Here is a 26,836-nt window from a genome sequence, read left to right as displayed (position 1 = left end):
CCCACTAGGGGGCGTTTTTATTCACAGACTAGCAGCCCGTCAAGCAGCAGCTTTTTTGGTCGCTGCTTCGATACGGCGGGTGATGTACCACTGCTGCGAAATCGACAGGCAGTTGTTCACAACCCAGTACAGCACCAGGCCAGCCGGGAACCACAGGAAGAAGAAGGTGAAGATGATTGGCATCATTTTCATTACCTTGGCCTGCATCGGATCCGGCGGCGTCGGGTTCAGACGCTGCTGAATGAACATGGTGGCGCCCATGATGATCGGCAGGATGAAGAACGGATCCTTGATCGACAGGTCAGTGATCCACAGCATCCATGGGGCTTGGCGCATTTCTACGCTTTCCAGCAGTACCCAGTACAGGGCCAGGAATACCGGCATCTGAACCAGGATCGGCAGGCAGCCACCCAGCGGGTTGATCTTCTCTTTCTTGTACAGCTCCATCATCGCCTGGGACATCTTCTGGCGATCATCACCGAAGCGTTCCTTCAGCGCAGCGAGCTTCGGCGCCACGGCACGCATGCGCGCCATCGAGCGGTAGCTGGCAGCCGACAGCGGGAAGAACAGGCCTTTGATCAGCATGGTCAGGACGATGATCGACCAGCCCCAGTTACCCAGCAGGCTGTGGATATGTTGCAGCAGCCAGAAGATCGGCTGGGCAATGAACCACAGGAAGCCGTAGTCGACGGTCAGTTCCAGGCCTGGGGACAACTCTTTGAGCTTGGACTGGATCTTCGGACCGGCGTACAGCATGGCGCTGGTTTCGACCTTGCCGCCAGCAGGAACGCTGATGGCTGGGCCGGTGTAGCCGATGATGTAGTTGCCTTGGCTGTCCTTGCGGGTCTGGACAACGTTGTTGTCCGACTTGGCCGGGATCCAGGCAGTGACGAAGTAGTGCTGCAGCCAGGCGACCCAGCCGCCGGACACATTTTCTTTCAAACTACCTTTGTCGATGTCTTTCATCGACACTTTCTTGTACGGCTCGGCAGCTGTCCACAGGGCGGCGCCCAGGTAGGTAGCGGTGCCAGTGGCCGTGCTCGAAGACGGATCGCCACTGGCGTCACGCTTGAGCTGGGCAAACATGTTGCCGCTCCAAGCCTGGCTGCTCTGGTTGTCGATCAGGTAGCTGACGGTCAGGTCGTACTCACCGCGCTTGAAGCTGAAGCGCTTGATGTAGTTCACACCGTTGTCGCTGAACTTCAGGTCCACCACCAGTTGTTCCTGGCCATCGGCCAGCTGGTAGTTGCGCTGTTCAGCCGCGTACAGCGGGCGACCCGTGGAACGGGCGTCCGGGCCATTGGCGCCGGTCAGGCCGCTCTGGGCCAGGTAAACACGCTCGCCACCGTTGTCGAACAGCTGGAACGGAATGTTCGGGTGGTCCTGACGGCGAGGGTACTTCGGCAGGTTCAGCTGGACGATGTCACCACCCACCGGGTCGATAGCCAGTTCCAGAACATCGGTCTTGACGCGGACCAGATCCTTGCTGAGTGCGACCGGTGCCAGTTCGGCAGGGCTCGATTCGGCGTTGGCGCTCGGTACATCGGCGCTGGCACCGTTGTTACCGGCCGGCACGCCATCGGGCAAGCCCGGAGCAACAGTGCTGGCAGCAGTATTCTGAGTCGGCAGGGCAGCTTGGCCGTAGTCATCGTTCCACTTCAGGACCATGACGTAGGACACGACTGCCAGCGCGGCGATCAGGATCGTGCGTTTAATATCCATGATTACTCGGCTATCGAAGAAGTTCGGGAGGAAGGAGCGGGTGGAACGGGATCGAAACCGCCGTCGTTCCACGGATGACAACGCCCCAGGCGACGAACGGCCAGCCACCCACCACGCCATAAGCCATGGTTTTCGATGGCTTCGTAAGCGTAACAGGAGCAGCTGGGGAAGAAACGACAGTGACTGGCCATCAGAGGACTGATGGCATAACGGTAAAACTGGATCGGAACGAGTGCCAGTTTACGCATCTTGGCTGTCTACCCCTGCGGAATCGGCGCTAACCGCTGGAGAAGGCCGGCTGCGCGCCAGGCGTTTCCAGAGCTTGCCAAAGTGTTGATGCAATTCCGGGTTTTCTACCTCACCCAATCCCTTGCGCGCGACGATCACGATGTCCAGGCCAGCGAGTATCTGCTGGTTCAGACGAAAGGAATCGCGCATCAAGCGCTTGAGGCGATTGCGTTGAACGGCGAGCTTGACGCTCTTCTTGCCGATCACCAGGCCAAGGCGCGGATGATCGAGGCCGTTCTCGCGAGCAAGGATCAGCAGGTTTTTCCCTGGAACCTTGCCGGTTGGGGAGTCGAAGACCGCTTTGAAATGTCGGGGTGTAAGCAGTCGCTTTTCCCGACTGAAGTCCTGACTCACCACCTGTGCCGAAAAATCAAATGGCCAGACGCTTACGGCCTTTGGCACGACGACGCGACAGAACAGCGCGGCCGTTCTTGGTAGCCATACGAGCACGGAAACCGTGAGTGCGCGCGCGCTTGATGGTGCTTGGTTGGAAAGTACGTTTCATGGCGTGTTACCTGGGTTTGTCGACGACGGCCGGGATGGCCCCCTTTTTAAGAGACCGGCGATTCTAGAGAAAGCAAGGCAATAGGTCAATTTCCAACCAGTCATTCCTTATAGAAGGCGTGACGGGCTCGGTCGATCAGACGCTGCCCAGACAAGGGCTTTAGCGTGAACGCACATCGGGGGATAACATGAAAAAAAAGAAGAGACATTTAAAAAGCTTTCTTAAAGAACTTATAAATCTTAAGTGGATAACTTTCTGTGGATAACGTTCTACAGCCCAGAAATCGCGGGCTGTACAGAGTTTTGAAACCCTGTCGGTATCCGGTGCTGCGCTTGTGCTCCGCATGCGCAGAAGCTGTGGATTAAAGTGCTCATTATCCACAGGTGAATTATCCACAGATCTCAACCCAGGGTTGTGCATAGCCCTCAGGTGCGGTTATCCACAGAGCTTATGCACAGCGCAATAAAGCCTTTTTGGTCGATAAATGGCTGTTTTGTCATGGCTCCTAACGTATCCACATGTGGATAACTGATCGCTCGACCGGTACAATGGCGGTTTGTTTTTGCCTCATCCGGCTTTCAAACTCAGGGGATATCCGTGTCAGTGGAACTTTGGCAGCAGTGCGTGGAGCTTCTGCGCGATGAACTGCCTGCCCAGCAATTCAACACCTGGATCCGTCCGCTACAGGTCGAAGCCGAAGGCGACGAGTTGCGCGTCTATGCGCCTAACCGTTTCGTTCTCGATTGGGTCAATGAAAAGTACCTGGGTCGTCTGCTCGAGCTGTTGGGTGAGAACGGCAGCGGCATTGCGCCTGCCCTTTCCTTATTAATAGGCAGCCGTCGCAGCTCGGCGCCGCGGGCCGCGCCCAATGCGCCGGTCAGTGCCGCTGTGGCCGCTTCGTTGGCGCAGACCCAGGTACAAAAAGCTGCGCCTGCTGCGATGTCGGTAGAGCCTGCCGCTGCGCCTGTGGAAGCTGCGCAGGTCAATGAGGTTGCCGAGCCTTCGTCACGTGACAGCTTTGATGCCATGGCCGAGCCTGCGCCGGCACCGGCTACCAACACCCGCACCGAACAACGCACCGTTCAGGTTGAAGGTGCCCTCAAGCACACCAGTTACCTGAACCGCACGTTCACTTTCGACACCTTCGTCGAAGGTAAGTCGAACCAGCTGGCGCGGGCCGCTGCCTGGCAGGTCGCCGACAACCCGAAGCATGGTTACAACCCGCTCTTCCTTTATGGTGGTGTGGGCTTGGGTAAAACCCACTTGATGCATGCTGTGGGTAACCACCTGCTGAAGAAAAATCCGAATGCCAAGGTGGTCTACCTGCATTCGGAGCGTTTCGTCGCGGACATGGTCAAGGCGCTGCAGCTCAATGCCATCAACGAATTCAAGCGCTTCTATCGCTCGGTCGATGCGTTGCTGATCGACGACATCCAGTTCTTCGCCCGCAAAGAGCGTTCCCAGGAAGAGTTTTTCCACACCTTCAACGCCCTGCTCGAGGGCGGCCAGCAGGTGATCCTCACCTCCGACCGCTACCCGAAGGAAATCGAAGGCCTGGAAGAACGTCTGAAATCCCGCTTCGGTTGGGGCCTGACCGTTGCGGTAGAGCCTCCCGAGCTGGAAACGCGTGTCGCGATTCTGATGAAGAAGGCCGACCAGGCCAAAGTCGAGCTGCCGCATGACGCTGCCTTCTTTATTGCCCAGCGCATCCGCTCTAACGTCCGCGAACTGGAAGGTGCCCTGAAGCGGGTGATCGCTCACTCGCACTTCATGGGCCGCGACATCACCATCGAACTGATTCGCGAATCGCTCAAAGACTTGCTGGCGCTGCAAGACAAGCTGGTCAGTGTGGATAACATTCAGCGCACAGTGGCCGAGTACTACAAGATCAAGATCTCCGATCTGTTGTCCAAGCGTCGCTCGCGTTCTGTCGCGCGCCCGCGCCAGGTAGCCATGGCCCTGTCGAAGGAGCTGACCAACCACAGTCTGCCGGAGATCGGCGACATGTTTGGTGGTCGCGACCACACGACCGTGCTGCATGCCTGCCGCAAAATCAACGAACTGAAGGAATCCGACGCGGACATCCGCGAGGACTACAAGAACCTGCTGCGGACGCTGACGACCTGATGGCCGTCTGCGCAGCTAATTGAAGGCAAGGGACTAGACCATGCATTTCACCATTCAACGCGAAGCCCTGTTGAAACCCCTGCAACTGGTCGCCGGTGTCGTCGAGCGCCGTCAGACCTTGCCGGTCCTGTCTAACGTATTGCTGGTTGTGCAAGGCCAGCAGCTGTCGTTGACCGGTACCGACCTGGAAGTCGAACTGGTAGGCCGCGTGCAACTGGAAGAGCCAGCCGAGCCTGGCGAAATCACTGTCCCGGCCCGTAAGCTGATGGACATCTGCAAAAGCCTGCCAAACGACGTCCTGATCGATATCAAGGTCGACGAGCAAAAACTGTTGGTCAAGGCCGGCCGCAGCCGCTTCACCCTGTCGACCCTGCCCGCCAATGACTTCCCGACGGTGGAAGAAGGCCCAGGCTCGCTGACCTGCAACCTGGAACAGAGCAAGCTGCGCCGCCTGATCGAGCGCACCAGCTTTGCCATGGCTCAGCAGGATGTGCGCTATTACCTCAACGGCATGTTGCTGGAGGTGTCGCGTAACACCCTGCGCGCCGTCTCTACCGATGGCCACCGCCTGGCGCTGTGCTCCATGAGCGCGCCCATCGAGCAGGATGATCGCCACCAGGTGATCGTGCCGCGCAAAGGTATCCTGGAGCTCGCGCGCCTGCTGACTGATCCGGAAGGCATGGTCAGCATCGTCCTGGGGCAACACCATATTCGCGCAACCACCGGCGAGTTCACCTTCACCTCCAAGCTGGTGGATGGCAAATTCCCGGACTACGAGCGTGTTCTGCCTAAGGGTGGCGACAAGCTGGTAATCGGTGATCGTCAGGCGCTGCGTGAGGCATTCAGCCGTACCGCGATCCTGTCCAACGAAAAGTACCGCGGCATTCGCCTGCAACTGGCCGCTGGCCAGCTGAAGATTCAGGCCAACAACCCTGAGCAGGAAGAAGCGGAAGAAGAGATCAGCGTCGACTACAACGGCAGCGCGCTGGAGATCGGCTTCAACGTCAGCTACTTGCTGGACGTGCTGGGCGTGATGACGACCGAGCAGGTGCGTCTGATTCTGTCCGACTCCAACAGCAGTGCGCTGCTGCAGGAGGCTGGCAATGATGACTCTTCCTACGTTGTCATGCCGATGCGTCTGTAACCTGTAGCAGACTGAATGTCCCTTCGACGTATCATGGTCACCGCGGTGCGCAACCTGCACCCGGTGACCCTCTCACCCTCTCCCCGCATCAACATCCTCTACGGTGCTAACGGCAGCGGCAAAACCAGTGTGCTCGAAGCTGTGCACTTGCTGGGGCTGGCGCGCTCCTTCCGCAGCACGCGCCTGAATCCGGTCATCCAGTACGAGCAGCCGGCGTGCACCGTGTTTGGCGAGGTTGAGTTGACGTCGGGGGGCACCAGCAACCTGGGCGTATCTCGTGAGCGGCAAGGTGATTTCACCATCCGTATCGACGGGCAGAATGCCAAAAGCGCGGCGCAGTTGGCCGAGTTGCTGCCCCTGCAGCTGATTAACCCGGACAGTTTCAGGCTGTTGGAAGGCGCCCCGAAAATTCGCCGCCAATTCCTGGATTGGGGAGTGTTCCACGTGGAACCTCGTTTTCTGCCTGCCTGGCAACGTCTGCAGAAGGCGCTCCGGCAGCGGAACTCGTGGTTGCGGCATGGTACACTTGACCCAGCTTCGCAAGCCGCCTGGGACCGGGAATTGTGCCTGGCCAGCGCGGAAATAGATGAATACCGTCGCAACTACATCAAGGCCTTGAAGCCCGTCTTCGAGCGAACCCTGAGCGAACTGGTCGAGCTTGACGGGTTGACCCTGAGCTATTACCGAGGCTGGGACAAGGACCGGGAACTCAACGAAGTACTCGCCTCCTCTCTTCTTCGTGACCAGCAAATGGGCCACACCCAGGCCGGTCCGCAGCGTGCTGATCTGCGTCTTCGTTTGGCTGCCAATAACGCAGCCGACATTCTGTCGCGAGGGCAGCAGAAACTTGTGGTGTGTGCGCTACGCATTGCCCAAGGGCACCTCGTCAGCCAGGCTCGCCGCGGTCACTGTATTTATCTCGTGGATGACTTGCCGTCAGAACTGGACGAGCAACACCGCCGCGCATTGTGCCGCTTGCTAGAAGAATTACGCTGCCAGGTGTTCATCACCTGTGTAGATCACGAATTACTGAGGGAAGGCTGGCAGACGGAAACGCCAGTTGCTTTGTTCCACGTGGAACAGGGCCGTATCACCCAGACCCACGACCATCGGGAGTGAAGGCATGAGCGAAAATCAAACGTACGACTCCTCCAGCATTAAAGTGCTGAAAGGTTTGGATGCCGTACGCAAGCGTCCCGGCATGTACATTGGCGACACCGATGATGGTAGCGGCCTGCACCACATGGTCTTCGAAGTGGTCGACAACTCGATCGACGAAGCCCTCGCCGGTCATTGCGATGACATCACCGTCATCATCCACACGGATGAATCCATCAGCGTGCGCGACAACGGTCGCGGCATTCCGGTTGACGTGCATAAAGAAGAAGGCGTATCCGCAGCCGAGGTCATCATGACCGTGCTGCACGCCGGCGGTAAGTTCGACGACAACTCGTACAAAGTTTCGGGCGGCCTGCACGGTGTGGGTGTTTCCGTGGTTAACGCCCTGTCCGAGAAGCTGGTGCTGACTGTGCGTCGCAGCGGCAAGATCTGGGAGCAAACCTACGTTCATGGTGTCCCTCAAGCGCCGATGGCGATTGTAGGTGACAGCGAAACGACCGGTACCCACATCCATTTCAAGCCTTCGGCTGAGACGTTCAAGAACATCCACTTCAGCTGGGACATCCTGGCCAAGCGGATCCGTGAACTGTCGTTCCTCAACTCGGGCGTCGGCATTCTGCTCAAGGATGAACGCAGCGGTAAGGAAGAGTTCTTCAAATACGAAGGCGGCCTGCGTGCGTTCGTCGAGTACCTGAACACCAACAAGACGCCGGTGAACAACCAGGTGTTCCACTTCAACGTCCAGCGTGACGATGGTGTGGGTGTTGAAGTTGCCCTGCAGTGGAACGACAGCTTCAACGAAAACCTGCTGTGCTTCACCAACAACATTCCGCAGCGCGATGGCGGTACTCACTTGGTGGGCTTCCGTTCTTCGCTGACCCGCAGCCTGAACAGCTACATCGAGCAGGAAGGCCTGGCCAAGAAGAACAAGGTGGCGACCACGGGCGACGATGCCCGTGAAGGCCTGACCGCGATCATCTCGGTCAAGGTCCCTGACCCTAAGTTCAGCTCCCAGACCAAAGACAAGCTGGTTTCCTCGGAGGTGAAAACCGCCGTGGAACAGGAGATGAACAAGTACTTCTCAGACTTCCTGCTCGAGAACCCGAACGAAGCCAAAGCTGTTGTCGGCAAGATGATCGACGCCGCCCGTGCCCGCGAAGCCGCGCGCAAGGCGCGTGAGATGACTCGCCGCAAAGGTGCACTGGACATCGCGGGCTTGCCAGGCAAGTTGGCCGACTGCCAGGAGAAGGACCCTGCCCTTTCCGAACTGTACCTGGTGGAGGGTGACTCCGCTGGTGGTTCGGCCAAGCAAGGTCGTAACCGTCGCACTCAGGCGATCCTGCCGTTGAAGGGTAAGATCCTCAACGTCGAGAAGGCTCGCTTCGACAAGATGATCTCGTCCCAGGAGGTCGGTACGCTGATCACCGCACTGGGCTGTGGTATCGGTCGCGAAGAGTACAACATCGACAAACTGCGTTATCACAACATCATCATCATGACCGATGCTGACGTTGACGGTTCGCACATCCGTACCCTGCTGCTGACCTTCTTCTTCCGTCAGCTGCCAGAGCTGGTCGAGCGTGGCTACATCTACATTGCCCAGCCACCGTTGTACAAGGTGAAGAAAGGCAAGCAGGAGCAGTACATCAAGGACGACGAGGCCATGGAAGAGTACATGACCCAATCGGCCCTGGAAGATGCCAGCCTGCACCTGGACGAGTCGGCGCCAGCGGTTTCCGGCGTTCAGCTGGAAAGCCTGGTGAACGAGTTCCGTGGCGTGATGAAGACCCTCAAGCGTTTGTCGCGCCTGTACCCACAGGAGCTGACCGAGCACTTCATCTACCTGCCGGAAGTTACCCTGGAGCAACTGGGCGACCACGCTGTGATGCAGGCCTGGCTGGCCAAGTTCCAGGAGCGTCTGAGCAGCACCCAGAAGTCGGGCTTGGCGTATCAAGCCAGCCTGCGCGAAGACAAGGAGCGCAATGTCTGGCTGCCGGAAGTGGAAATCACCTCCCACGGCCTGGCCAGCTACATCACCTTCAACCGCGATTTCTTCGGCAGCAACGACTACCGTACCGTGGTCAACATCGGTTCCAAGCTGGCCAGCCTGCTGGGCGAAGGTGCTTATGTGCAGCGTGGCGAGCGCCGCAAGGCAATCGTCGAGTTCAAGGAAGGCCTGGACTGGCTGATGAACGAAAGCACCAAGCGCCACACCATCCAGCGATACAAAGGGCTGGGTGAGATGAACCCGGACCAGCTGTGGGAAACCACCATGGACCCAACCGTGCGCCGCATGCTCAAGGTCACCATCGAAGACGCGATCGCTGCCGATCAGATCTTCAACACCTTGATGGGCGACGCAGTGGAACCTCGCCGCGAGTTCATCGAAAGCAACGCGCTGTCGGTATCGAACCTGGACTTCTGATCAGGTGTAGGTTGAACGACATGAAAAAGCCCGCGAAAGCGGGCTTTTTTATGCGTGCGATACGGCGGGTCAGTAGCCGCTGAGAATGTTCACGATCACCCCACTGGCAATCGCCACCAGCACGTAGTCGCCATTCACAGCCAACCAACGGTGGTCACGCGGTGGCGCATAGAGGTGACGTGCACGCCAGTCGGTTACCCAGTAGCGGTCGCCGCGGTAATGGGGGTCAACGGCATGCCCGCGTTGCCATTGTTGATGCGGTATCGGCATACCCGGCTGTGGACGGAAGTTCGGGTTTTGGTAAGGGGCTGGCGCATGGCCGTTACCCGGCCGACCCTGCGGCTGTTTGCCGTGCTGGCCGTTGCCATGCGGTGTGTTGCCCTGATGGGAGGGGCCGTTGTCATGCCCCGGGGGTGGGCCCGGTTGAGCAAAGCTGGCCAGCGGCGCGCTGAACATCAGCGCGGCGCACAGCACGGTCAGGGTTTTCTTCATGTGTTGCTGATCCTCTGCATGTTAATGCCCAGCGCAAGTTCGGTTCGCCTGGGGCGGTTAACGGATCAGACAGCGGTTTTGCCAAGCTACTCCTTGGCTCGAGGTAAAGGTCAGGTAAAGGTGGGCAAGGCCTAGACTGCCTACGTGCCCAGGCCCAGTGCCTTCAGGCGTCGATAGAGCGTGCGCTCACTCATGCCCAAGTGGCGCGCCAGCTCACTGCGTGGGCCCTGAAACTGCTCCAGCGCCTGCGCCAGCTCACTCAGGTCGCTATGGCCTCGGCCCCTGGTCGCGCCGGGTGCAACCGGTGGGCCGATGTCGTCAGGCAGGTGCTCGGGACGGATCAGCCCGTCATCGGCAAACAGCCGTGCCCGTTCAAGGATGTTACGCAACTCGCGGATATTGCCCGGGAACGGATGCAGCCCGAGGTGCTTCAATGCGTCATCGGCCAACCTGGGCGCGGGCTGCCCAGCCATACGCTGGAGCAGGCTTTCGACCAGCAATGGCAGGTCCTCCACGCGCTCACGCAGGGCAGGCAGCCGTATAGGAAAGCCACTGATGCGGTAATACAGATCCTCACGGAACGTACCTTCGGCGACCATTTTCTTGAGCGGCTTGTGCGTGGCCGAGACCAAACGGAAATCCGAGTGCACGGTCCGCAGGCTGCCCACCGGGCGGAAGCTGCCGGACTCGATCAGGCGCAGCAGCTTGACCTGCATGGCCATCGGCACTTCGCCGATTTCGTCGAGGAACAACGTGCCGCCATGTGCGGCTTCGGCCAGGCCGATCTTGCGTTGGTTGGCGCCGGTGAACGCCCCTTTCTCGTAGCCGAACAGCTCGCTCTCGAACAGCGACTCGGTCAAGCCGGTGCAGTCGACCACGACCAACGGCCCGTTTGCGCGCGGGCTGCCCATGTGCAGGGCGCGGGCGAACAGCTCTTTGCCGGTACCCGATTCGCCCTGGAGCAACACTGGGATTTGCGCGGGGGCCGCGCGCTGCAGGCTGGCCAATGCTGCCTTGAACGCTGGCGCCCGCCCTACCAAGCCCTGCTGCTGAGGTTGCGCCGCGGCGAGCGTGATGGTGGTGAGGCGCTCGACAAAGGCGACCACCCTGCCCTGCTCATCCAGGATCGGCCGCAGCTCGACGTCCACATGCTCAGGGCCGCGTGGCGTGTGATGAATGTGCAGCACACGTTCCGGCACCTTGCTGTCCCATGCCTTGCGCATGGGGCAATGCTCGCCGGCCTGGTCGCACGGCACGGCATAGTGGTGCGAGACCTTGTGGCATTTTTCACCCAGCGGCGCCTGCTGGTCTCGGCCGAACTGGCGACGGTAGGCCGCGTTGGCTGCGAGGATGTTGTAGTCCGTGTCCAGCACGATGGTGGGCAGGGCATCGTGTTCGAGGTAGGAAACCAACGCTAGGATGATGTGATGAGGCTCAGGCATGACGGCACCGATGTGATAACCCGGCGGAGGGTAGCAAGGACTGCCAAACACTGCCATTGGCTGACAGTCGACTGCCAACGTGGCTGCCATGTTGCCAGGCAAGCGCCAGCCCGGCCCGTATTCATTGGCCAAGGCCTGTGAAAAACCCTGGCATGCATCTTGATAAACTTCCGGTCACTGCCTACGCCTCTATAGGGGGCGTAGGAAACTTTGGAGAACGTGATGATCATCGGTAACAACCTTCACGTGGAAGCCTTCTTCGACGAGGCGACCTCGACCATCAGCTACCTGCTCATGGACGGCGAGACGCGCAAATGCGCGTTGATCGACAGCGTTTTGGATTACGACCCCAAGTCGGGGCGCACCTGCACCGCCTCGGCAGACCGGTTGATCACCCGGGTAAAGGCGCTCGATGCCGAGGTGCAGTGGGTACTGGAAACCCATGTGCATGCAGACCACCTGTCGGCAGCGGCCTATCTGAAGGATAAGCTCGGCGGCAGCACCGCCATCGGTGCGCAGATCACCCAGGTGCAAAAAGTGTTTGGCGCGCTGTTCAATGCCGAACCCGGCTTTGCCCGGGATGGCAGCCAGTTCGATGTCCTGCTGGAGGATGAGGAAGGTTTCCGTATCGGCAACCTGTATGCCCGTGCCTTGCACACGCCGGGGCACACCCCCGCCTGCATGAGCTATCTGGTGGAGGATGGCGGTGAAAAGGCGGTGTTCGTCGGTGACACGCTGTTCATGCCCGACTATGGCACGGCCCGTTGCGACTTCCCCGGCGCCGATGCCCGCACCCTGTATCGCTCGATCCGCCGCCTGCTGGCCTTCCCCGACCAGACCCGGTTGTTCATGTGCCACGACTACCTGCCGGGCGGGCGCGACATGCAATACGTCACGACTGTGGCCGAGCAACGTGGCAGCAATATCCACATTCACCACGGCATCGACGAAGACAGCTTCGTGGCCATGCGCGAAGCCCGCGACAAGACCCTCGACATGCCCGTGCTGATCCTGCCCTCGGTGCAGGTCAACATGCGCAGCGGCCACTTCCCTGAGCCCGAGGCCAATGGCGTTAGCTACCTGAAGATTCCTTTGAACACGCTTTAACCGCTTTTACCCATAACGAGATTTCCAGGAAATACCGCCATGCCTGCCTTGCTCCACCCTGCCAACACGCTCAATACCGACCACCACAAAGTGGTGATCGTCGGTGCCGGTGCTGCCGGTATCGCCACCGCGTCCAGCCTGATCAGCCGTGATCCGTCACTGGATATCGCCCTGATCGACCCCGCCGACGTGCATTACTACCAGCCCGGCTGGACCCTGGTCGGTGCCGGTGTGTTCAAGGCGCCAGACACGGCGCGCACCATGGCCTCGACCCTTCCCCGTGGCGTGCATTGGATCAAGGCGCGCGTGCAGGGCTTCGACCCCTTGGGCCAGTTGGTCGTACTCGAAGATGGCCGCGCTATCAGCTATGAACAGTTGGTGGTTTGCCCAGGCCTGAAACTCGATTGGCAGGCCATCGACGGCCTGAGCGAGACACTGGGCCGTAACGGCGTGACCTCCAACTACCGCTACGACCTGGCCTCGTACACCTGGCAACTGGTGCAGCAGCTCAAGCAGGGCCGCGCCGTGTTCACCCAACCGCCGATGCCGATCAAGTGCGCTGGTGCGCCACAGAAAGCGCTGTACCTGTCTTGCGACCACTGGCTGCGCCACGGGCATTTGGGGGATGTGAAAGCCAGTTTCTTCAACGCCGGTGCCGTGCTGTTTGGCGTGGCCGACTACGTGCCCGCACTGATGGCTTACATCGACAAGTACGCCGTGGACCTTAACTACGCCCATCGACTGGTGGCGGTGGATGGCCCCGGCAAGCGCGCGACGTTCGTGCGTACCTTGGCCGACGGCAGCACTGAAACCCGTGTCGAGGCCTTCGACATGCTGCACGTGGTGCCGCCGCAGGTGGCGCCAGACTTCATTCGCGAGAGCCCGTTAGCAGACAGCGCGGGCTGGGTCGACGTCGACCCGCAGACCTTGCGCCATCGAAAGTTCACCAATATCCATGCCCTGGGCGACGTGGCCAACACCAGTAATGCCAAGACTGCTGCGGCAGCGCGCAAGCAGGCGCCGGTAGTGGCCAATAACGTGCTGGTGGCGTTGGGCAGGCTCCCTACCCTCGCCATGTACGACGGCTATGGCTCATGCCCGCTGACTGTCGAGCGCGGCAAGATCGTGCTGGCCGAGTTCACCTACGGCGGCAAAGTGGCGCCGAGCTTCCCACGCTGGTTGCTCGATGGCCGACGGCCGACGCGCCTGGCCTGGTTGCTGAAGGCGCGGGTACTGCCGCCGTTGTACTGGAAAGGCATGCTCAAGGGGCGTGAATGGTTGGCGCGGCCGCAGCCATTGGTAGCTGAGGCCAAACAGTGATCGAACACCAACTGTTGGGCGCAGGCTTGGGGGCGGTCATCGGTGCCGTGCTGGCCTTGACCGGCGCGGGGGGCGGTATTCTTGCGGTGCCATTGCTGGTGTTTGGCCTTGGCCTGTCGATGGCCGAGGCGGCGCCAGTCGGCCTGTTGGCGGTGGGCCTTGCTGCCGCCGTGGGGGCAGTGCTGGGTTTGCGTCAGGGGTTGGTGCGCTACCGAGCGGCGTTGTTCATCGCCCTGATCGGCATCGCGGTCGCGCCCTTCGGGCTGATGCTGGCGCACCGTGTGCCCAATACGCCGCTGGCATTGGTATTCGCCGGCGTGCTGGTTTACGCCTGCCTGCGCATTTGGCGCAAGGCGGCCAGGGAGCTGCGCGGTGAAGCCAACGATGCTCATCGCTACATCGAACCCTGCGTGCTCAACCCGCTGCAGGGCCGTTTGCGCTGGACGTTGCCCTGCGCACGCGCCCTGGCCTTTACCGGCGCGCTGTCGGGGTTGCTGTCCGGGTTGCTGGGCGTGGGCGGTGGGTTTGTGATCATCCCCGCCTTGAACCGCTACACCAATTTGCGCATGGCCAGCATCGTCTCGACCTCGCTGGCGGTGATTGCGCTGGTGTCCACGGGGAGCGTGGTCAGCGCCAGCCTGGCGGGGGTGATGCACTGGCAGGTCGGCGCACCGTTTGCGCTCGGTGCGGTGATCGGTTTACTGCTGGCGCGGCCATTGGCAGCCAAACTCGCCGGGCCGCGCTTGCAGCAGATGTTTGCCGTGGCCGGTTGGGCGGCCGCCCTGCTGTTGGCCGGCAAGGCGCTACTGGGCTAGCAGCTCGCCCTGTTCGGCGGCACACAGCGCCAGCAGGTAGTCCCACACTACCCGCAGGCGCACCGACTTGTGCAGCTCGCGACGGGTGCAGATCCAATAGCTGCGCTGGATGGTTTCGCTGGGCAGCACCCGGACCAGCGTCGGGTCATGGCGCGCCATGAAGTTGGGCAGCACGGCAATGCCAAGGCCCGCGCGCGCCGCGTGTTGCTGGGCGATCACGCTGGTGCTGCGAAACGCCACGTTGGGCGCGCGGCAGAAACTATTGAGAAACAGCAGCTCTTGGCTGAACAGCAGGTCATCGACGTAGCCGATCCAGCTGTGCCGAGCCAGGTCTTCGCGGTTGCGCAGCGGCGGTGCGCGGTCGAGGTACGCTTGGCTGGCGTAGAGCGCCAGGCGGTAGTCGGTGAGCTTGCGGGTGATCAGCAAGTCGGCGTTGGGCCGCTCCAGGTGGATGCTGATTTCCGCCTCGCGGTTGAGGATGCTGACGAAGCGCGGCACCGCCACCAGTTCCACCTCAAGGCCTGGGTAGCGCTCGAACAGCGCGTTCATGCGCGGGGTGAAGAACATGATGCCAATGCCTTCGGTCACCCCCAGGCGGATCTTGCCCAGCGGGGTGATGGCTTGGGTGATTTCTTCCTGCGCCAGCAAGGCGACGTTTTCCATGGCTTCGGCGTGCTTGAGCAGGGCCTGCCCGGACGGGGTCAGGTCGTAGCCTTGGGCATGCTGCACGAACAGTGGCGTGCCCAGGCTTTTCTCGATGCTCTCGATATGCCGGGCGACGGTGCTGTGGGTGGTATTGAGGCGTTTGGCGGCAGTGAGCAAACGGCCGCTGCGCTGCAACTCGAGGAAAAACCGCAGATCGTTCCAGTCGAACATGCTGATCCTTTTGGGCTGTTCACTCTGGCCGGCGATGGCCAAAGCAGACATGTCACTGTGCTAAAACGCACAGCGGCTGCGCGAAATCTCGTGTTTCCACAGCGAAATTAATCAATAAGATGGTTCGGGACAAGAACAATAATCAGGCGCGAGGTTGCACATGCCATCAGCCGATTCTGTCTTCGACTACGTGGTCGTGGGCGCCGGTCCAGCCGGGTGCCTGCTGGCCAATCGATTGTCCGCCGACCCTTCCTGCCGCGTGCTGCTGCTGGAAGCGGGTGGCCGTGACAACTATCCCTGGATCCACATCCCCGTCGGCTACCTCTACTGCATCGGCAACCCACGCACTGACTGGTGCTTCAAGACCGAAGCACAAAGCGGCCTGGGTGGTCGCAGCCTGGGTTATCCACGGGGCAAGGTGCTGGGCGGTTGTTCATCGATCAACGGCATGATCTACATGCGCGGCCAGGCGGCCGACTATGACCACTGGGCCGAGCAAGGCAACCCAGGCTGGGCCTGGAAGGACGTACTGCCACTGTTCAAGGCCAGTGAAAACCATTTTGCCGGTGACAGCGAGCACCATGGCGCTGCCGGCGAATGGCGGGTCGAGCGCCAGCGTTACAGCTGGCCGATCCTCGATGCGTTCCGCGAGGCGGCCGAGCAAAGTGGCATCGCCAAGGCCGACGACTTCAACACCGGTGACAATCAGGGCTGTGGATACTTTCAGGTCAACCAGCGCAGTGGCGTGCGCTGGAACGCGTCAAAGGCGTTTCTTCGGCCCGTGCTCAGCCGGTCGAACCTGACGGTACTGACCGGTGTAGAAGTCGATCAGGTACTGCTCAACAACACCCGTGCCCGTGCGGTAAAAGCCCGCTGGCAAGGTGCCTGGCATGAGTTTGCTGCCCGTCGCGAGATCATTCTGTGCGCCGGCGCCGTCGGCTCGCCGGGGATCCTGCAACGGTCTGGCATCGGCCCGCGCAAGCTGCTCGAAGACTTGGGCATTGGCGTGCGGCATGACATGCCCGGTGTCGGCGGCAACCTGCAGGACCACCTGCAATTGCGCCTGATCTACCAGATCCGCAACACCCGTACCTTGAACCAGATGGCCAACAGCCTGTGGGGCAAGATGGGCATGGGCCTGCGTTATCTCTATGACCGCAGCGGCCCGCTGGCCATGGCGCCTAGCCAGTTGGGGGCGTTCGTGCGCTCCAGCCCCGAACATGCCACGGCCAACTTGCAGTACCACGTGCAGCCCTTGTCGCTGGAGCGGTTCGGCGAGCCATTGCACCGCTTCCCGGCCTTCACCGCTTCGGTGTGCAACCTGCGCCCGCTCAGCCGCGGGCGCATCGACATCCGCGCCGCTGATATGCACAGCGCGCCACTGATCGACCCTAACTACCTCAGTGACCCACAGGACTTGCGGGTCGCCGCAGACGCCATCCGCATGACGCGGCGCATCGTCCAGGCCCCTGCCCTCGCGGCCTTCGACCCCCAGGAATACCTGCCGGGCCCTGCCCTGCAAAGCGAAGACGAGTTGTTCGAGGCCGCTGGCAAGATTGGCACCACCATCTTCCATCCCGTGGGCACCTGCCGTATGGGCAGTGGCCCAGAGGATGTTGTGGATAACCAGCTGCGGGTGCATGGCATCCCCGGCTTGCGGGTGGCGGATGCCTCGATCATGCCGCAGATCACCTCCGGCAATACCTGTTCACCCACGCTGATGATCGCCGAAAAGGCGGCGCAACTTATCCTCAAAGGAGCTGCGACCCAGACCTACCTAAACGAAGACGCAATACCGACGCCCTGACCCGGGTGCGTGCAACACCGGCAGCTTGCGGTCGGAGGCTGCCGACAGTGGAACAAAAAGAATAATCACTGTGGCCTGTGGGCCGAGGACAGCAACGATGTCGGATTACATCCAAGAGCAGGGTGCGACGGCCAGCAGCGCCAGCCGTCGTGAAGAAAGAAAGATCATTTTCGCGTCATCCCTCGGGACGGTTTTCGAGTGGTATGACTTTTTTCTCTATGGCGCGCTGGCGGCGGTCATCAGCAAGCAGTTCTTTGCTGGGGTCAACGACACCACGGCCTTCATCTTTGCCTTGATGGCCTTCGCCGCCGGCTTCCTGGTTCGCCCCTTCGGTGCGCTGGTGTTTGGCCGGCTGGGCGACATGATTGGGCGCAAGTACACCTTCCTGGTGACCATCGTGCTGATGGGCCTGTCGACCTTTGCCGTCGGCCTGCTGCCCACCTATGCCAGCATTGGTATTGCGGCACCGATCATCCTGGTAATCCTGCGCATGCTGCAGGGCCTGGCGCTTGGGGGCGAGTACGGTGGCGCGGCCACCTACGTGGCCGAGCATGCCCCGCCGGGTAAACGCGGCTTCCATACCGGTTTCATTCAATCCACCGCCACCCTGGGCCTGCTGCTGTCGTTGCTGGTCGTACTGGGCAGCCGTTACATCAGTGGTGACCAGTTCGAAACTTGGGGCTGGCGCCTGCCGTTCCTGCTGTCGATTTTCCTGCTGGCGATTTCCACCTGGATTCGCATGAGCATGCATGAGTCGCCTGCCTTCGTGAAAATGAAGGCCCAGGGCAAGATCAGCAAATCGCCGATCCGCGAGTCGTTCACCTCCTGGCCGAACCTCAAGGTGGTGCTCACTGCCCTGTTCAGCATCAATGCTGGCCAGGCGGTGACCTTCTACACCGCGCAGTTCTACGTGCTGTTCTTCATGACCCAGATGCTCAAGATGGACCCCGCCCAGGCCAACACGCTGCTGATCATCAGTGTGGTGATCGGCGCGCCGTTCTTCGTGTTCTTCGGTTGGCTGTCGGACCGTATCGGGCGTAAGCCGATTCTGATGCTCGGCCTGCTGCTGGCGACGGTGCTGTACTTCCCGCTGTTCAAGGCGCTCAGCCATTACGCCAACCCGCAGATCGACGCCGCCAGCCGCCAGGCACCGATCGTCGTGACCGCCGACCCGCAGGGCTGCACCTTCCAGTTCGACCCGGTTGGCAAGGCGCGCTTCGACAGCCCCTGCGACAAGGTGAAGACGTTCCTGGTCAAGCAGGGCCTGCCGTACAGCTCGGTGAGCGTGGCTGGCAGCGAGGTGGTGGTCAACATTGGCGACAAGACCATCAATGGTTTCGACGACGCCGCCATGCGCTCGGCGATCGAGCAGGCGGGGTACCCAGCCAAGGCTGATCCGGGGCAGGTCAACGAGGTGATGGTGGTGGTGCTGATCGTGGCGATGATCCTGATCGCGACCATGACCTATGGCCCACTGGCGGCGGTGATGGTCGAGCTGTTCCCGACCCGTATCCGCTATACCTCGATGTCCCTGCCCTACCACATCGGCAACGGCTGGTTCGGTGGCTTCCTGCCGACGGTGTCGTTCGCGCTGGTGGTGTATACCGGGGATATCTTCTACGGGCTGTGGTACCCGGTGCTGGTGACCGGCATCAGCCTGGTGGTGGGGATTTTCTGCCTGAAAGAAACCAAGGACGTGGACATCGACAAGGTCTGACATACCTCAGGTTCACTCATAAAAAAACCGGCTTTAAAAGCCGGTTTTTTTATGCCGCGAAAAAACTTATGCACGTTTTTCGCAAATCTGTCATGTGAAGAAATAAACAGCTAATTCAATCACTTACTGCATACATAGAACAGATCGCAGAAAAACTGCTCACAAGTTATCCACAGAAACTCAAGCAGTCTGCTCCTGTGGCTTTTCAGCCGCGGGTGGCAGCGAACCCAGGGCCCTTTGCGTGGCCTCGTTCCAGGCGGCGGCGCGGTCATTGAGCTCGGCAATTGCACGAGGGCCGGTGCCGTTGGCGTACATCGGCTCACCGATCACCACCTCGATGGTGCCGGCACGCTTGCCCCAGCCAGCCTTGGGCCAGAACTTGCCCGCGTTGTGCGCAATGGGCAGCACCGGCAGGCCGGCATTGACCGCCAGCGCGGTACCGCCACGGGAGAACTTGCCGACCGTGCCAAACGGCACGCGGGTGCCCTCTGGGAAGATCAGCACCCACACACCCTGCTTGAGCAGTTCATCACCTTGGCTGGCGACCTGACGCAGGGCTTCTTTGGGGTTGTCGCGGTTGATCGCGATGGGCCGCAGCATGGCCATGGCCCAGCCGAAGAACGGCACGTACAGCAGCTCGCGCTTGAGCACTTGGCTGAGCGGCGAGAAGTACTGGGAAAGGAAGAAGGTCTCCCAGGTGCTCTGATGGTTGGACAGGATCACACACGGCTCATTCGGCACATTCTCGGCGCCGGTGATCTTGTAATCGATGCCAAGGATGGTGCGGGTCAAAAATAACGCGCAACGGCACCAGTACACGTTGATGAACGTGTAACGCTTGGGGAACGACAAGAATGGCGCGACAAAAAAGCTCAGGGAGCACCACAGCAACGAGCTGGTGCCCAGCAGCAGGTAAAAAAGAAAGATTCTGATCGCCTGCAGGATCGACATAGTGGCATGTACCGTTGCGGGGCGTGCCCGCCTGAGAAAATGCGCCCTAAGGCGCACTGTTTAAATTAGTTCTCTGGCGATAGCTGCCAGATCGTCGAAAATCAGTGTAGTTTCAGGGACACCTTTTTCCAGGGTCCGCTCGCCCTTGCCGGTTTTCACCAACACCGGTTGTGCACCGACGGCCAGAGCGGCCTGAAGGTCACCTTGGCTGTCGCCGACAAACCACACGCCGCCAAGGTCGGCCTGGTAGTGCTCGGCAATCGCCCGCAGCATGCCCGGCTTGGGCTTGCGGCAAGCGCAGCCTTCATCCGGGCCATGTGGGCAATAGACGATATGGCCCACTTCGCCGCCCTGCTCGGCCACCAACGCACGCAGGCGCGCGTGCATGGCCTCGAGGGTTTGCACCGGGTAATAGCCGCGGGCAATGCCGGACTGGTTGGTGGCTACGGCCACCGTCCAGCCCGCTTTGCTCAACTGCGCGATGGCCTCGACCGAGCCGGGAATGGGGATCCACTCCTCCAGCGACTTGATGTAAGCGTCGGAGTCATAGTTGATCACCCCGTCTCGATCGAGAATCAGCAGTTTCAAGGCTTACCCCAGCAGCGAGATGTCGGCCACACCCAGGAACAGACCGCGCAGGCGGCTGAGCAGGGCATAACGGTTGGCGCGGACCTTGGCGTCCTCGGCGTTGACCATCACCGCCTCGAAGAAGGCGTCGACCGGGTCACGCAGGGCTGCCAGGCGGGCCAGCGACTCGCTGTACTGACGCGCAGCGGCCATCGGTTGCACGGCCTGGTCGGCCTGCTGAATGGCCGAGTACAGGGAGAACTCGTTGGCGTTGTCGAAGTACTTCGGCTCGACCTGTTCGGCGATGGCGCCTTCGGCCTTGCTCAGCAGGTTCGATACGCGCTTGTTCACCGCGGCCAGGGCTTCGGCTTCCGGCAGTTTGCGGAACGCCTGCACGGCCTGCACACGCTGGTCGAAGTCCAGGGCAGAGCCCGGCTTCAGGGCACGTACCGACAGGTAGGTGGCCACGTCGATGCCTTCGTCTTCGTAGCGTGCACGCAGGCGATCGAAGATGAACTCCAGCACTTGCTCAGCCAGGCCGGCAGCCTTGACCTTGGCACCGAACTGCTTGACCGCGAACTCGGCCGCACCGGTCAGGTCCAGGTCCAGCTGCTTCTCGATCAGGATGCGCAGCACGCCCAGCGCGGCGCGGCGCAGGGCGTACGGGTCTTTGCTACCGGTTGGCAGCATGCCGATGCCGAAGATACCGACCAGGGTGTCGAGCTTGTCAGCGATCGCCACGGCAGCACCGGTGACGGTCTCTGGCAGCTCGGCGCCAGCGCCGCGCGGCATGTACTGCTCGTTCAGGGCCAGGGCGACGTCTTGCGGCTCGCCATCGTTGAGCGCGTAGTAGTAACCGGCAACGCCCTGCATCTCAGGGAACTCGCCGACCATCTCGGTGGCCAGGTCGCACTTGGACAGCAGGCCGGCACGCGCGGCACGCTGGGCGTCGCCGCCAATCAGCGGGGCAATGAACGCGGCCAGCTTGGAAACACGCTCGGCCTTGTCGTACACGGTGCCCAGTTGAGCCTGGAACACCACGTTCTTGAGGCGCTCGTTGAAGGTTTCCAGCGGCTGCTTCTTGTCTTGCTTGAAGAAGAACTCGGCATCGGTCAGGCGTGGGCGCACGACCTTTTCGTTGCCTTCGATGATCTGCTTCGGGTCACGGCTTTCGACGTTGGCCACGGTGATGAAGCGCGGCAGCAGCTTGCCTTCGCTGTCCAGCAGGCAGAAGTACTTCTGGTTGTCCTGCATGGTGGTGATCAGGGCTTCTTGCGGCACGTCGAGGAAACGCTCCTCGAACGAGCACACCAGCGGCACTGGCCACTCGACCAGCGCGGTCACTTCGTCCAGCAGCGCCGGCGGCACGATGGCGCTGCCTTCCTGCTGGAGGGCCAGTTCGGCGGTGCGCTTGGCAATCAGCTCGCGGCGCTCGGCGAAGTCGGCCAGCACGTAGGCTTTGCGCAGGTCTTCGACGTAGTTGGCCGGGGTGGTGATAACCACGTTTTCCGGGTGGTGGAAGCGGTGGCCACGGGACTCACGGCCGGCCTGTTGGGCGAGGATGGTGCAGTCGACGACCTGGTCGCCAAGCAGCATCACCAGCCACTGGGTTGGGCGCACGAACTCTTCGCGGCTGGCGCCCCAGCGCATGCGCTTGGGGATCGGCAGGTCGTTGAGCGAGTCTTCGACGATGGTCGGCAGCAGGCTGGTAGTGGCCTTGCCCGGGATGTGCTGGGAGAAACGCAGCTTGGCGCCGCTCTGGTCGATTTCCGACAGCTCTACACCGCACTTCTTGGCAAAGCCCAGGGCCGCTTGGGTCGGCTCGCCGTCTTTGAAAGCAGCCTGCAGGGGCGGGCCGTCGATGTTGATGCTGCGGTCAGGCTGCTGCACGTCGAGCTGGCGGATCAGCACGGCCAGGCGGCGCGGCGCGGCGTATACCGATTTGCTGGCGTAGTTCAGGCCAGCGGCCTGCAGGCCTTTCTCGATACCGGCCAGGAAGGCGTCGCCCAGGCTGGCGAGGGCCTTGGGTGGCAGCTCTTCGGTGCCCAGTTCTACCAGGAAATCTTGAGCACTCATTGTGCAGCCTCCAGCTTAGCCAACACTTCGTCACGCAATTCAGGGGTGGCCATCGGGAAGCCCAGGCGTGCGCGGGCTTGCAGATAGCTTTGCGCCACGTCCCGGGCCAGGGTACGTACGCGCAGGATGTAACGCTGGCGCTCGGTCACCGAGATGGCGCGGCGGGCGTCGAGCAGGTTGAAGGTGTGCGAAGCCTTCAGGACCATTTCGTAGGTCGGCAGCGGCAGCTCCAGCTTGATCAGGCGGTTGGCTTCGCTTTCGTAGAAGTCGAACAGCTCGAACAGTTTCTCGACGTTGGCGTGTTCGAAGTTGTAGGTCGACTGCTCGACTTCGTTCTGGTGGAACACGTCGCCGTAGGTAACCTTGCCGAACGGGCCATCGGCCCATACCAGGTCGTAGACCGAATCGACACCCTGGATGTACATGGCCAGGCGTTCGAGGCCGTAGGTGATTTCACCGGTGACCGGGTAGCACTCGATGCCGCCCACTTGCTGGAAGTAGGTGAACTGGGTCACCTCCATGCCGTTGAGCCAGATTTCCCAGCCCAGGCCCCAGGCGCCGAGGGTTGGCGATTCCCAGTTGTCTTCGACGAAACGGATATCGTGGACCAGCGGATCCAGGCCAATGGCTTTCAGCGAGCCGAGGTACAGCTCCTGGAAGTTGGCCGGGTTCGGCTTGAGCACCACCTGGAACTGGTAGTAGTGCTGCAGGCGGTTTGGGTTTTCGCCATACCGCCCGTCGGCAGGGCGACGGCTAGGCTGCACGTAGGCGGCGTTCCAGGTCTCTGGGCCGACGGCGCGCAGGAACGTGGCGGTATGGAAAGTGCCGGCGCCTACTTCCATATCGTAGGGCTGAAGCACCACACAACCTTGAGCTGCCCAGTAGTTCTGCAGGGCGAGGATCAGGTCTTGGAAGGTACGCACGGCTGGCGTAGGCTGGCTCACGAAATTCACCTGTATCTGGGGATGCGGATGTAAAGAGCGGGAGTATAACCTGATTCGCCTCGCCCTCTACTCATTGGAGCCTTATGCCACGCTGCTTTTGGTGTACCGACGATCCGTTGTACCAGGCCTACCACGACCAGGAATGGGGAACACCGCAGCGTGATCCGGCGTTGCTGTTCGAGATGCTTTTGCTCGAAGGGTTCCAGGCGGGGCTGTCATGGATCACGGTTTTACGTAAACGCGAGCGTTATCGCGAGGTGATGCATGGCTTCGACCCGGTGAAGTTGGCGCAGATGAGCGATGAACGGATCGAAGCACTGATGCTCGACGCCGGCATCATCCGCAACCGCCTCAAGCTCAAGGCGGCCCGGCGCAACGCCCAGGCCTGGCTGGCTGTGGATAACCCGGCCGAGTGGCTCTGGTCGTTTGTGGGCGGCACGCCCAAGGTCAACCATTTCACGGCTCGCAGCGACGTGCCGGCGGTTACTGATGAAGCCAAGGCAATGAGCAAGGCCCTGCAAAAAGCCGGCTTTACGTTTGTCGGCCCAACCATCTGTTATGCCTTCATGCAGGCCACCGGTATGGTCATGGACCACACCACCGATTGTGATCGCTACGCCGCCTTGGCGCGCTGACGGGGTACAATGCGCGCCTTGCTGAAATAAGGAATTCGCCTGTGGAAAAGTTCAAGGGCGCCCTGATGGTCGGGGTGCTTCGACTGTTCGCCAAGTTGCCTTGGGGCGCTGTGCAGCGCGTCGGCGCCGGTATCGGCTGGCTGATGTGGAAGGTCCCGAACGGGTCGCGCAACGTGGTGCGTATCAACCTCGCCAAGTGTTTCCCGGAGATGGACCCGGCCGAACGTGAGCAACTGGTCGGCCGCGCGCTGAGAGACATCGGCAAGTCCTTTGTCGAAAGCGCTTGTGCCTGGATCTGGCCACCGCAGCGTTCGCTGGAACTGGTCAAGGAAGTGCACGGCCTGGAAGTGCTGGAGCAGGCCCTGGCCTCGGGCAAGGGCGTGGTGGGCATCACCAGCCATCTGGGTAACTGGGAAGTGTTGAACCACTTCTATTGCAACCAGTGCAAACCGATCATCTTCTACCGCCCGCCGAAGCTCAAAGCTGTGGATGATTTGTTGCGTGAACAGCGGGTGCAGATGGGTAACCGTGTGGCGCCTTCGACCAAGGAAGGCATCCTCAGCGTGATCAAGGAAGTGCGCCGCGGGGGCCAGGTGGGCATTCCTGCCGACCCGGAACCTGCTGAGTCGGCGGGTGTGTTCGTGCCGTTCCTGGGCACCCAGGCGCTGACCAGCAAGTTCGTGCCGAACATGCTGGCCGGTGGCAAGGCGGTGGGTGTGTTCCTGCATGCGTTGCGGCTGCCGGACGGGTCTGGGTTCCGGGTGATTCTGGAAGCGGCGCCGGAGGCGATGTACAGCACGGATGTGACCGAGTCGGCGGCGGCCATGAGCAAGGTGGTCGAGCGGTATGTGCGCGAGTATCCGAGCCAGTACATGTGGAGCATGAAGCGCTTCAAGAAGCGCCCGGCTGGCGAAGCGCGCTGGTATTGATGTTTTTGGGGGCGCGTTGCGCCCCTTTCGCGACACAAGGCCGCTCCTACAAAGGATCGCGGTTATCTGTAGGAGCGGCCTTGCGTCGCGATGGGCTGCGCAGCAGCCCCGGCAATCTCAGACCCTGTTCAGCTTCTTAAGGAACACCGCCATCTCTTTCTCGGCCTGCTTATCCCCATGGGCCTGCGCCGCCACGATCCCGTCCTCCCAGGCCTTGCGCGCCGCCGCCAAATCCCCCTGCAACTGATACGCCTTACCCAGCAACTTCCACGCCGCCGAATACTTCGGGTCCTGCTCCACGCAACGCGCCAGGTGCACCGCCGCCTCAGCGCCATTGCCCTCGTCCAGCCAGGCCTTGCCAAGGCCGAACCTCAACAGCGGGTTATCCACACCCTTGGCCAGCATCTTCTCCAGCGATTCGCGCATGCCCTCTTCTCCTAGAAGAAACTCAAGCCGACGTGGAACAGCTTCTCCACATCCCGAATGTGCTTTTTATCCACAACGAACAGAATCACATGGTCACCCGATTCGATCACCGTGTCGTCGTGGGCAATCATCACCTCTTCGTCACGAATGATCGCGCCGATGGTGGTGCCTGGCGGCAGGGCAATGTCTTCGATGGCCTTGCCGACCACTTTGCTCGACTTCGAATCGCCATGCGCCACGGCTTCGATGGCCTCGGCCGCGCCGCGGCGCAGGGAGTGCACGCTGACGATATCGCCACGCCGCACGTGGGCCAGCAAGGTGCCGATGGTGGCCAACTGCGGGCTGATGGCGATGTCGATCTCGCCGCCCTGCACCAGGTCCACATAGGCCGGGTTGTTGATGATGGTCATCACCTTGCGCGCACCCAGGCGCTTGGCCAGCAGCGACGACATGATGTTGGCCTCGTCGTCGTTGGTCAGGGCCAGGAAGATGTCGGCGTCGGCGATGTTCTCTTCGAGCATCAGGTCCTTGTCCGACGCACTGCCCTGCAGCACCACGGTGCTTTCAAGGCTATCGGAGAGGTGACGGCAGCGGGCCGGGTTCATCTCGATGATCTTCACCTGATAGCGGCTTTCGATGGCCTCGGCCAAGCGCTCGCCAATCTGCCCGCCACCGGCGATGACCACGCGCTTGTTGGTCTCGTCGATGCGTCGCAGCTCGCCCATCACGGCGCGGATATCTTTTTTCGCCGCGATGAAGAACACTTCGTCATCGGCCTCGATCACGGTGTCGCCGCGTGGGGTGATCGGCCGGTCACGGCGGAAGATCGCTGCCACACGGGTGTCGACGTTGGGCATGTGCGCACGGATCTGGCGCAACTGCTGGCCCACCAGCGGGCCGCCGTAGTACGCCTTGACCGCCACCAATTGCGCCTTGCCTTCGGCGAAGTCGATTACCTGCAGTGAACCCGGGTGCTCGATCAGGCGCTTGATGTAGTTGGTCACCACCTGCTCGGGGCTGATCAGCACGTCGACCGGAATGTGGTCGTTGTGGAACAGCTCTTCGCGGGTGAGGTAGGCCGATTCCCGTACCCGGGCGATCTTGGTCGGGGTGTGGAACAACGAGTAGGCGACCTGGCAGGCCACCATGTTGGTCTCGTCGCTGTTGGTCACCGCCACCAGCATGTCGGCGTCGTCGGCGCCGGCCTGGCGCAGCACCGTCGGCAGCGAGCCGCGGCCTTGCACCGTGCGGATGTCCAGGCGGTCGCCGAGGTCGCGCAGGCGCTCGCCGTCGGTGTCGACCACGGTAATGTCGTTGGCCTCGCTGGCCAGGTGTTCTGCCAGCGTACCGCCCACCTGCCCCGCGCCGAGGATGATGATCTTCATCCGCTACTCCCTAACCG

Annotated in this window: 24 protein-coding genes; 11 read left to right on the top strand and 13 right to left on the bottom strand. The window is 61.2% G+C overall.

Annotated features, from left to right (window positions below; all coding sequences use genetic code 11):
- Positions 1–39: 39 nt before the first annotated feature.
- From yidC to rpmH, 4 genes are read right to left on the bottom strand one after another with little or no spacing between them, the layout of a single operon-like run.
- The gene (gene yidC / locus OO306_RS01790; protein ID WP_027592071.1) at positions 40–1,722 is read right to left on the bottom strand and encodes a membrane protein insertase YidC; all 1,683 of its coding nucleotides are present in this window, start codon (positions 1,720–1,722) and stop codon (positions 40–42) included.
- A 2-nt stretch (positions 1,723–1,724) separates the two neighbouring features.
- On the bottom strand, positions 1,725–1,970 hold the full coding sequence (gene yidD, locus OO306_RS01785; protein ID WP_075046823.1) for a membrane protein insertion efficiency factor YidD: 246 nt from the start codon (positions 1,968–1,970) through the stop codon (positions 1,725–1,727).
- The gene (rnpA, locus tag OO306_RS01780) at positions 1,963–2,367 is read right to left on the bottom strand and encodes a ribonuclease P protein component (protein WP_077068714.1); all 405 of its coding nucleotides are present in this window, start codon (positions 2,365–2,367) and stop codon (positions 1,963–1,965) included. The genes yidD and rnpA overlap by 8 nt, the downstream gene beginning before the upstream one ends.
- A gap of 13 nt (positions 2,368–2,380) precedes the next feature.
- Positions 2,381–2,515 (bottom strand): 50S ribosomal protein L34, encoded by a 135-nt coding sequence (gene rpmH, locus OO306_RS01775; RefSeq protein WP_003253163.1) that lies wholly within the window; start codon positions 2,513–2,515, stop codon positions 2,381–2,383.
- A gap of 597 nt (positions 2,516–3,112) precedes the next feature.
- On the opposite strand from rpmH, the gene dnaA reads away from it, so the two are divergent.
- Genes dnaA through gyrB form a run of 4 tightly spaced genes read left to right on the top strand, consistent with a single transcriptional unit; the run spans position 3,113 to position 9,330 of the window.
- Positions 3,113–4,642, top strand: coding sequence for a chromosomal replication initiator protein DnaA (gene dnaA, locus OO306_RS01770; protein WP_027592069.1), 1,530 nt, complete (start codon positions 3,113–3,115; stop codon positions 4,640–4,642).
- A gap of 40 nt (positions 4,643–4,682) precedes the next feature.
- Complete coding sequence (gene dnaN, locus OO306_RS01765; RefSeq protein ID WP_085272137.1) at positions 4,683–5,786, top strand: DNA polymerase III subunit beta; 1,104 nt, start codon at positions 4,683–4,685, stop codon at positions 5,784–5,786.
- Positions 5,787–5,801: 15 nt separating this feature from the next.
- Positions 5,802–6,905: a DNA replication/repair protein RecF gene (gene recF / locus OO306_RS01760; protein WP_027592067.1), complete on the top strand. Its 1,104-nt coding sequence runs from the start codon at positions 5,802–5,804 to the stop codon at positions 6,903–6,905.
- A 4-nt stretch (positions 6,906–6,909) separates the two neighbouring features.
- Positions 6,910–9,330, top strand: a complete 2,421-nt coding sequence (gene gyrB / locus OO306_RS01755; RefSeq protein ID WP_027592066.1) for a DNA topoisomerase (ATP-hydrolyzing) subunit B — start codon at positions 6,910–6,912, stop codon at positions 9,328–9,330.
- A gap of 69 nt (positions 9,331–9,399) precedes the next feature.
- Here the strand turns inward: gyrB and OO306_RS01750 are convergent, their stop codons facing one another.
- Both OO306_RS01750 and OO306_RS01745 read right to left on the bottom strand, forming a co-directional pair.
- On the bottom strand, positions 9,400–9,822 hold the full coding sequence (locus OO306_RS01750) for an RcnB family protein (RefSeq protein WP_186679306.1): 423 nt from the start codon (positions 9,820–9,822) through the stop codon (positions 9,400–9,402).
- A gap of 140 nt (positions 9,823–9,962) precedes the next feature.
- Positions 9,963–11,264 carry a sigma-54-dependent Fis family transcriptional regulator gene (locus OO306_RS01745; protein WP_265967488.1) on the bottom strand — a complete coding sequence of 434 codons (1,302 nt, stop codon included), beginning with the start codon at positions 11,262–11,264 and terminating at the stop codon, positions 9,963–9,965.
- Positions 11,265–11,486: 222 nt separating this feature from the next.
- On the opposite strand from OO306_RS01745, the gene OO306_RS01740 reads away from it, so the two are divergent.
- From OO306_RS01740 to OO306_RS01730, 3 genes are read left to right on the top strand one after another with little or no spacing between them, the layout of a single operon-like run.
- Entirely contained in the window at positions 11,487–12,371 is an 885-nt protein-coding gene (locus tag OO306_RS01740) for an MBL fold metallo-hydrolase (protein ID WP_265967487.1), read from the top strand.
- Positions 12,372–12,410: 39 nt separating this feature from the next.
- Positions 12,411–13,691 carry an FAD/NAD(P)-binding oxidoreductase gene (locus OO306_RS01735; RefSeq protein WP_265967486.1) on the top strand — a complete coding sequence of 427 codons (1,281 nt, stop codon included), beginning with the start codon at positions 12,411–12,413 and terminating at the stop codon, positions 13,689–13,691.
- Positions 13,688–14,506 carry a sulfite exporter TauE/SafE family protein gene (locus tag OO306_RS01730; protein WP_265967485.1) on the top strand — a complete coding sequence of 273 codons (819 nt, stop codon included), beginning with the start codon at positions 13,688–13,690 and terminating at the stop codon, positions 14,504–14,506. Before OO306_RS01735 ends, OO306_RS01730 begins: the two co-directional genes overlap by 4 nt.
- On the opposite strand, the gene OO306_RS01725 is transcribed toward OO306_RS01730, so the two are convergent.
- Entirely contained in the window at positions 14,495–15,382 is an 888-nt protein-coding gene (locus tag OO306_RS01725; protein ID WP_027592060.1) for a LysR family transcriptional regulator, read from the bottom strand. The two genes, OO306_RS01730 and OO306_RS01725, sit on opposite strands and share 12 nt — an antisense overlap.
- A 160-nt stretch (positions 15,383–15,542) precedes the next feature.
- On the opposite strand from OO306_RS01725, the gene OO306_RS01720 reads away from it, so the two are divergent.
- Positions 15,543–17,189, top strand: a complete 1,647-nt coding sequence (locus tag OO306_RS01720) for a GMC family oxidoreductase (protein ID WP_265967484.1) — start codon at positions 15,543–15,545, stop codon at positions 17,187–17,189.
- 97 nt (positions 17,190–17,286) lie between these two features.
- Positions 17,287–18,906 carry an MFS transporter gene (locus tag OO306_RS01715; RefSeq protein ID WP_027592058.1) on the top strand — a complete coding sequence of 540 codons (1,620 nt, stop codon included), beginning with the start codon at positions 17,287–17,289 and terminating at the stop codon, positions 18,904–18,906.
- Between the two features lie 180 nt (positions 18,907–19,086).
- Here OO306_RS01715 and OO306_RS01710 read toward each other — a convergent pair whose 3' ends face one another.
- The 4 genes from OO306_RS01710 to glyQ are packed head-to-tail and all read right to left on the bottom strand — an operon-like array spanning position 19,087 to position 23,444.
- The gene (locus OO306_RS01710; protein ID WP_027592057.1) at positions 19,087–19,857 is read right to left on the bottom strand and encodes a 1-acyl-sn-glycerol-3-phosphate acyltransferase; all 771 of its coding nucleotides are present in this window, start codon (positions 19,855–19,857) and stop codon (positions 19,087–19,089) included.
- Positions 19,858–19,917: 60 nt separating this feature from the next.
- Complete coding sequence (gmhB, locus tag OO306_RS01705; protein WP_085272132.1) at positions 19,918–20,445, bottom strand: D-glycero-beta-D-manno-heptose 1,7-bisphosphate 7-phosphatase; 528 nt, start codon at positions 20,443–20,445, stop codon at positions 19,918–19,920.
- 3 nt (positions 20,446–20,448) lie between these two features.
- Positions 20,449–22,500, bottom strand: a complete 2,052-nt coding sequence (gene glyS, locus OO306_RS01700) for a glycine--tRNA ligase subunit beta (RefSeq protein ID WP_085272131.1) — start codon at positions 22,498–22,500, stop codon at positions 20,449–20,451.
- Positions 22,497–23,444 (bottom strand): glycine--tRNA ligase subunit alpha, encoded by a 948-nt coding sequence (glyQ, locus tag OO306_RS01695; RefSeq protein ID WP_027592054.1) that lies wholly within the window; start codon positions 23,442–23,444, stop codon positions 22,497–22,499. Before glyQ ends, glyS begins: the two co-directional genes overlap by 4 nt.
- A gap of 83 nt (positions 23,445–23,527) precedes the next feature.
- Between glyQ and OO306_RS01690 the strand changes: the two genes are divergently transcribed.
- Both OO306_RS01690 and OO306_RS01685 read left to right on the top strand, forming a co-directional pair.
- A complete protein-coding gene (locus tag OO306_RS01690) occupies positions 23,528–24,079 on the top strand; it encodes a DNA-3-methyladenine glycosylase I (RefSeq protein WP_265967483.1) in 552 nt (183 codons plus the stop codon).
- 41 nt (positions 24,080–24,120) lie between these two features.
- Positions 24,121–25,008: a lysophospholipid acyltransferase gene (locus OO306_RS01685; protein WP_099427974.1), complete on the top strand. Its 888-nt coding sequence runs from the start codon at positions 24,121–24,123 to the stop codon at positions 25,006–25,008.
- A gap of 117 nt (positions 25,009–25,125) precedes the next feature.
- Here OO306_RS01685 and OO306_RS01680 read toward each other — a convergent pair whose 3' ends face one another.
- Positions 25,126–25,434 carry a tetratricopeptide repeat protein gene (locus tag OO306_RS01680; protein ID WP_099427975.1) on the bottom strand — a complete coding sequence of 103 codons (309 nt, stop codon included), beginning with the start codon at positions 25,432–25,434 and terminating at the stop codon, positions 25,126–25,128.
- An 11-nt stretch (positions 25,435–25,445) separates the two neighbouring features.
- Entirely contained in the window at positions 25,446–26,819 is a 1,374-nt protein-coding gene (gene trkA / locus OO306_RS01675; protein WP_085272130.1) for a Trk system potassium transporter TrkA, read from the bottom strand.
- Between the last annotated feature and the right edge of the window lie 17 nt (positions 26,820–26,836).

The sequence above is a fragment of the Pseudomonas sp. DCB_AW genome, from assembly GCF_026240895.1.
GTDB classification, from domain to species: domain Bacteria; phylum Pseudomonadota; class Gammaproteobacteria; order Pseudomonadales; family Pseudomonadaceae; genus Aquipseudomonas; species Aquipseudomonas kermanshahensis.
Note: the sequence above shows the minus strand (reverse complement) of the source record. Positions and strands in the feature narration are given on the sequence as shown.

Bases quoted from the DNA above. Each gene is read 5' to 3' on its own strand.
- OO306_RS01715 (WP_027592058.1), top strand. From the start codon at position 17,287: ATGTCGGATTACATCCAAGAGCAGGGTGCGACGGCCAGCAGCGCCAGC.
- yidC (WP_027592071.1), bottom strand. From the start codon at position 1,722: ATGGATATTAAACGCACGATCCTGATCGCCGCGCTGGCAGTCGTGTCC.
- OO306_RS01740 (WP_265967487.1), top strand. From the start codon at position 11,487: ATGATCATCGGTAACAACCTTCACGTGGAAGCCTTCTTCGACGAGGCG.
- gyrB (WP_027592066.1), top strand. From the start codon at position 6,910: ATGAGCGAAAATCAAACGTACGACTCCTCCAGCATTAAAGTGCTGAAA.
- OO306_RS01720 (WP_265967484.1), top strand. From the start codon at position 15,543: ATGCCATCAGCCGATTCTGTCTTCGACTACGTGGTCGTGGGCGCCGGT.
- OO306_RS01735 (WP_265967486.1), top strand. From the start codon at position 12,411: ATGCCTGCCTTGCTCCACCCTGCCAACACGCTCAATACCGACCACCAC.
- trkA (WP_085272130.1), bottom strand. From the start codon at position 26,819: ATGAAGATCATCATCCTCGGCGCGGGGCAGGTGGGCGGTACGCTGGCA.
- OO306_RS01690 (WP_265967483.1), top strand. From the start codon at position 23,528: ATGCCACGCTGCTTTTGGTGTACCGACGATCCGTTGTACCAGGCCTAC.
- OO306_RS01710 (WP_027592057.1), bottom strand. From the start codon at position 19,857: ATGTCGATCCTGCAGGCGATCAGAATCTTTCTTTTTTACCTGCTGCTG.
- OO306_RS01750 (WP_186679306.1), bottom strand. From the start codon at position 9,822: ATGAAGAAAACCCTGACCGTGCTGTGCGCCGCGCTGATGTTCAGCGCG.
- OO306_RS01745 (WP_265967488.1), bottom strand. From the start codon at position 11,264: ATGCCTGAGCCTCATCACATCATCCTAGCGTTGGTTTCCTACCTCGAA.
- OO306_RS01725 (WP_027592060.1), bottom strand. From the start codon at position 15,382: ATGTTCGACTGGAACGATCTGCGGTTTTTCCTCGAGTTGCAGCGCAGC.
- glyS (WP_085272131.1), bottom strand. From the start codon at position 22,500: ATGAGTGCTCAAGATTTCCTGGTAGAACTGGGCACCGAAGAGCTGCCA.
- dnaN (WP_085272137.1), top strand. From the start codon at position 4,683: ATGCATTTCACCATTCAACGCGAAGCCCTGTTGAAACCCCTGCAACTG.
- recF (WP_027592067.1), top strand. From the start codon at position 5,802: ATGTCCCTTCGACGTATCATGGTCACCGCGGTGCGCAACCTGCACCCG.
- OO306_RS01680 (WP_099427975.1), bottom strand. From the start codon at position 25,434: ATGCGCGAATCGCTGGAGAAGATGCTGGCCAAGGGTGTGGATAACCCG.
- rpmH (WP_003253163.1), bottom strand. From the start codon at position 2,515: ATGAAACGTACTTTCCAACCAAGCACCATCAAGCGCGCGCGCACTCAC.
- yidD (WP_075046823.1), bottom strand. From the start codon at position 1,970: ATGCGTAAACTGGCACTCGTTCCGATCCAGTTTTACCGTTATGCCATC.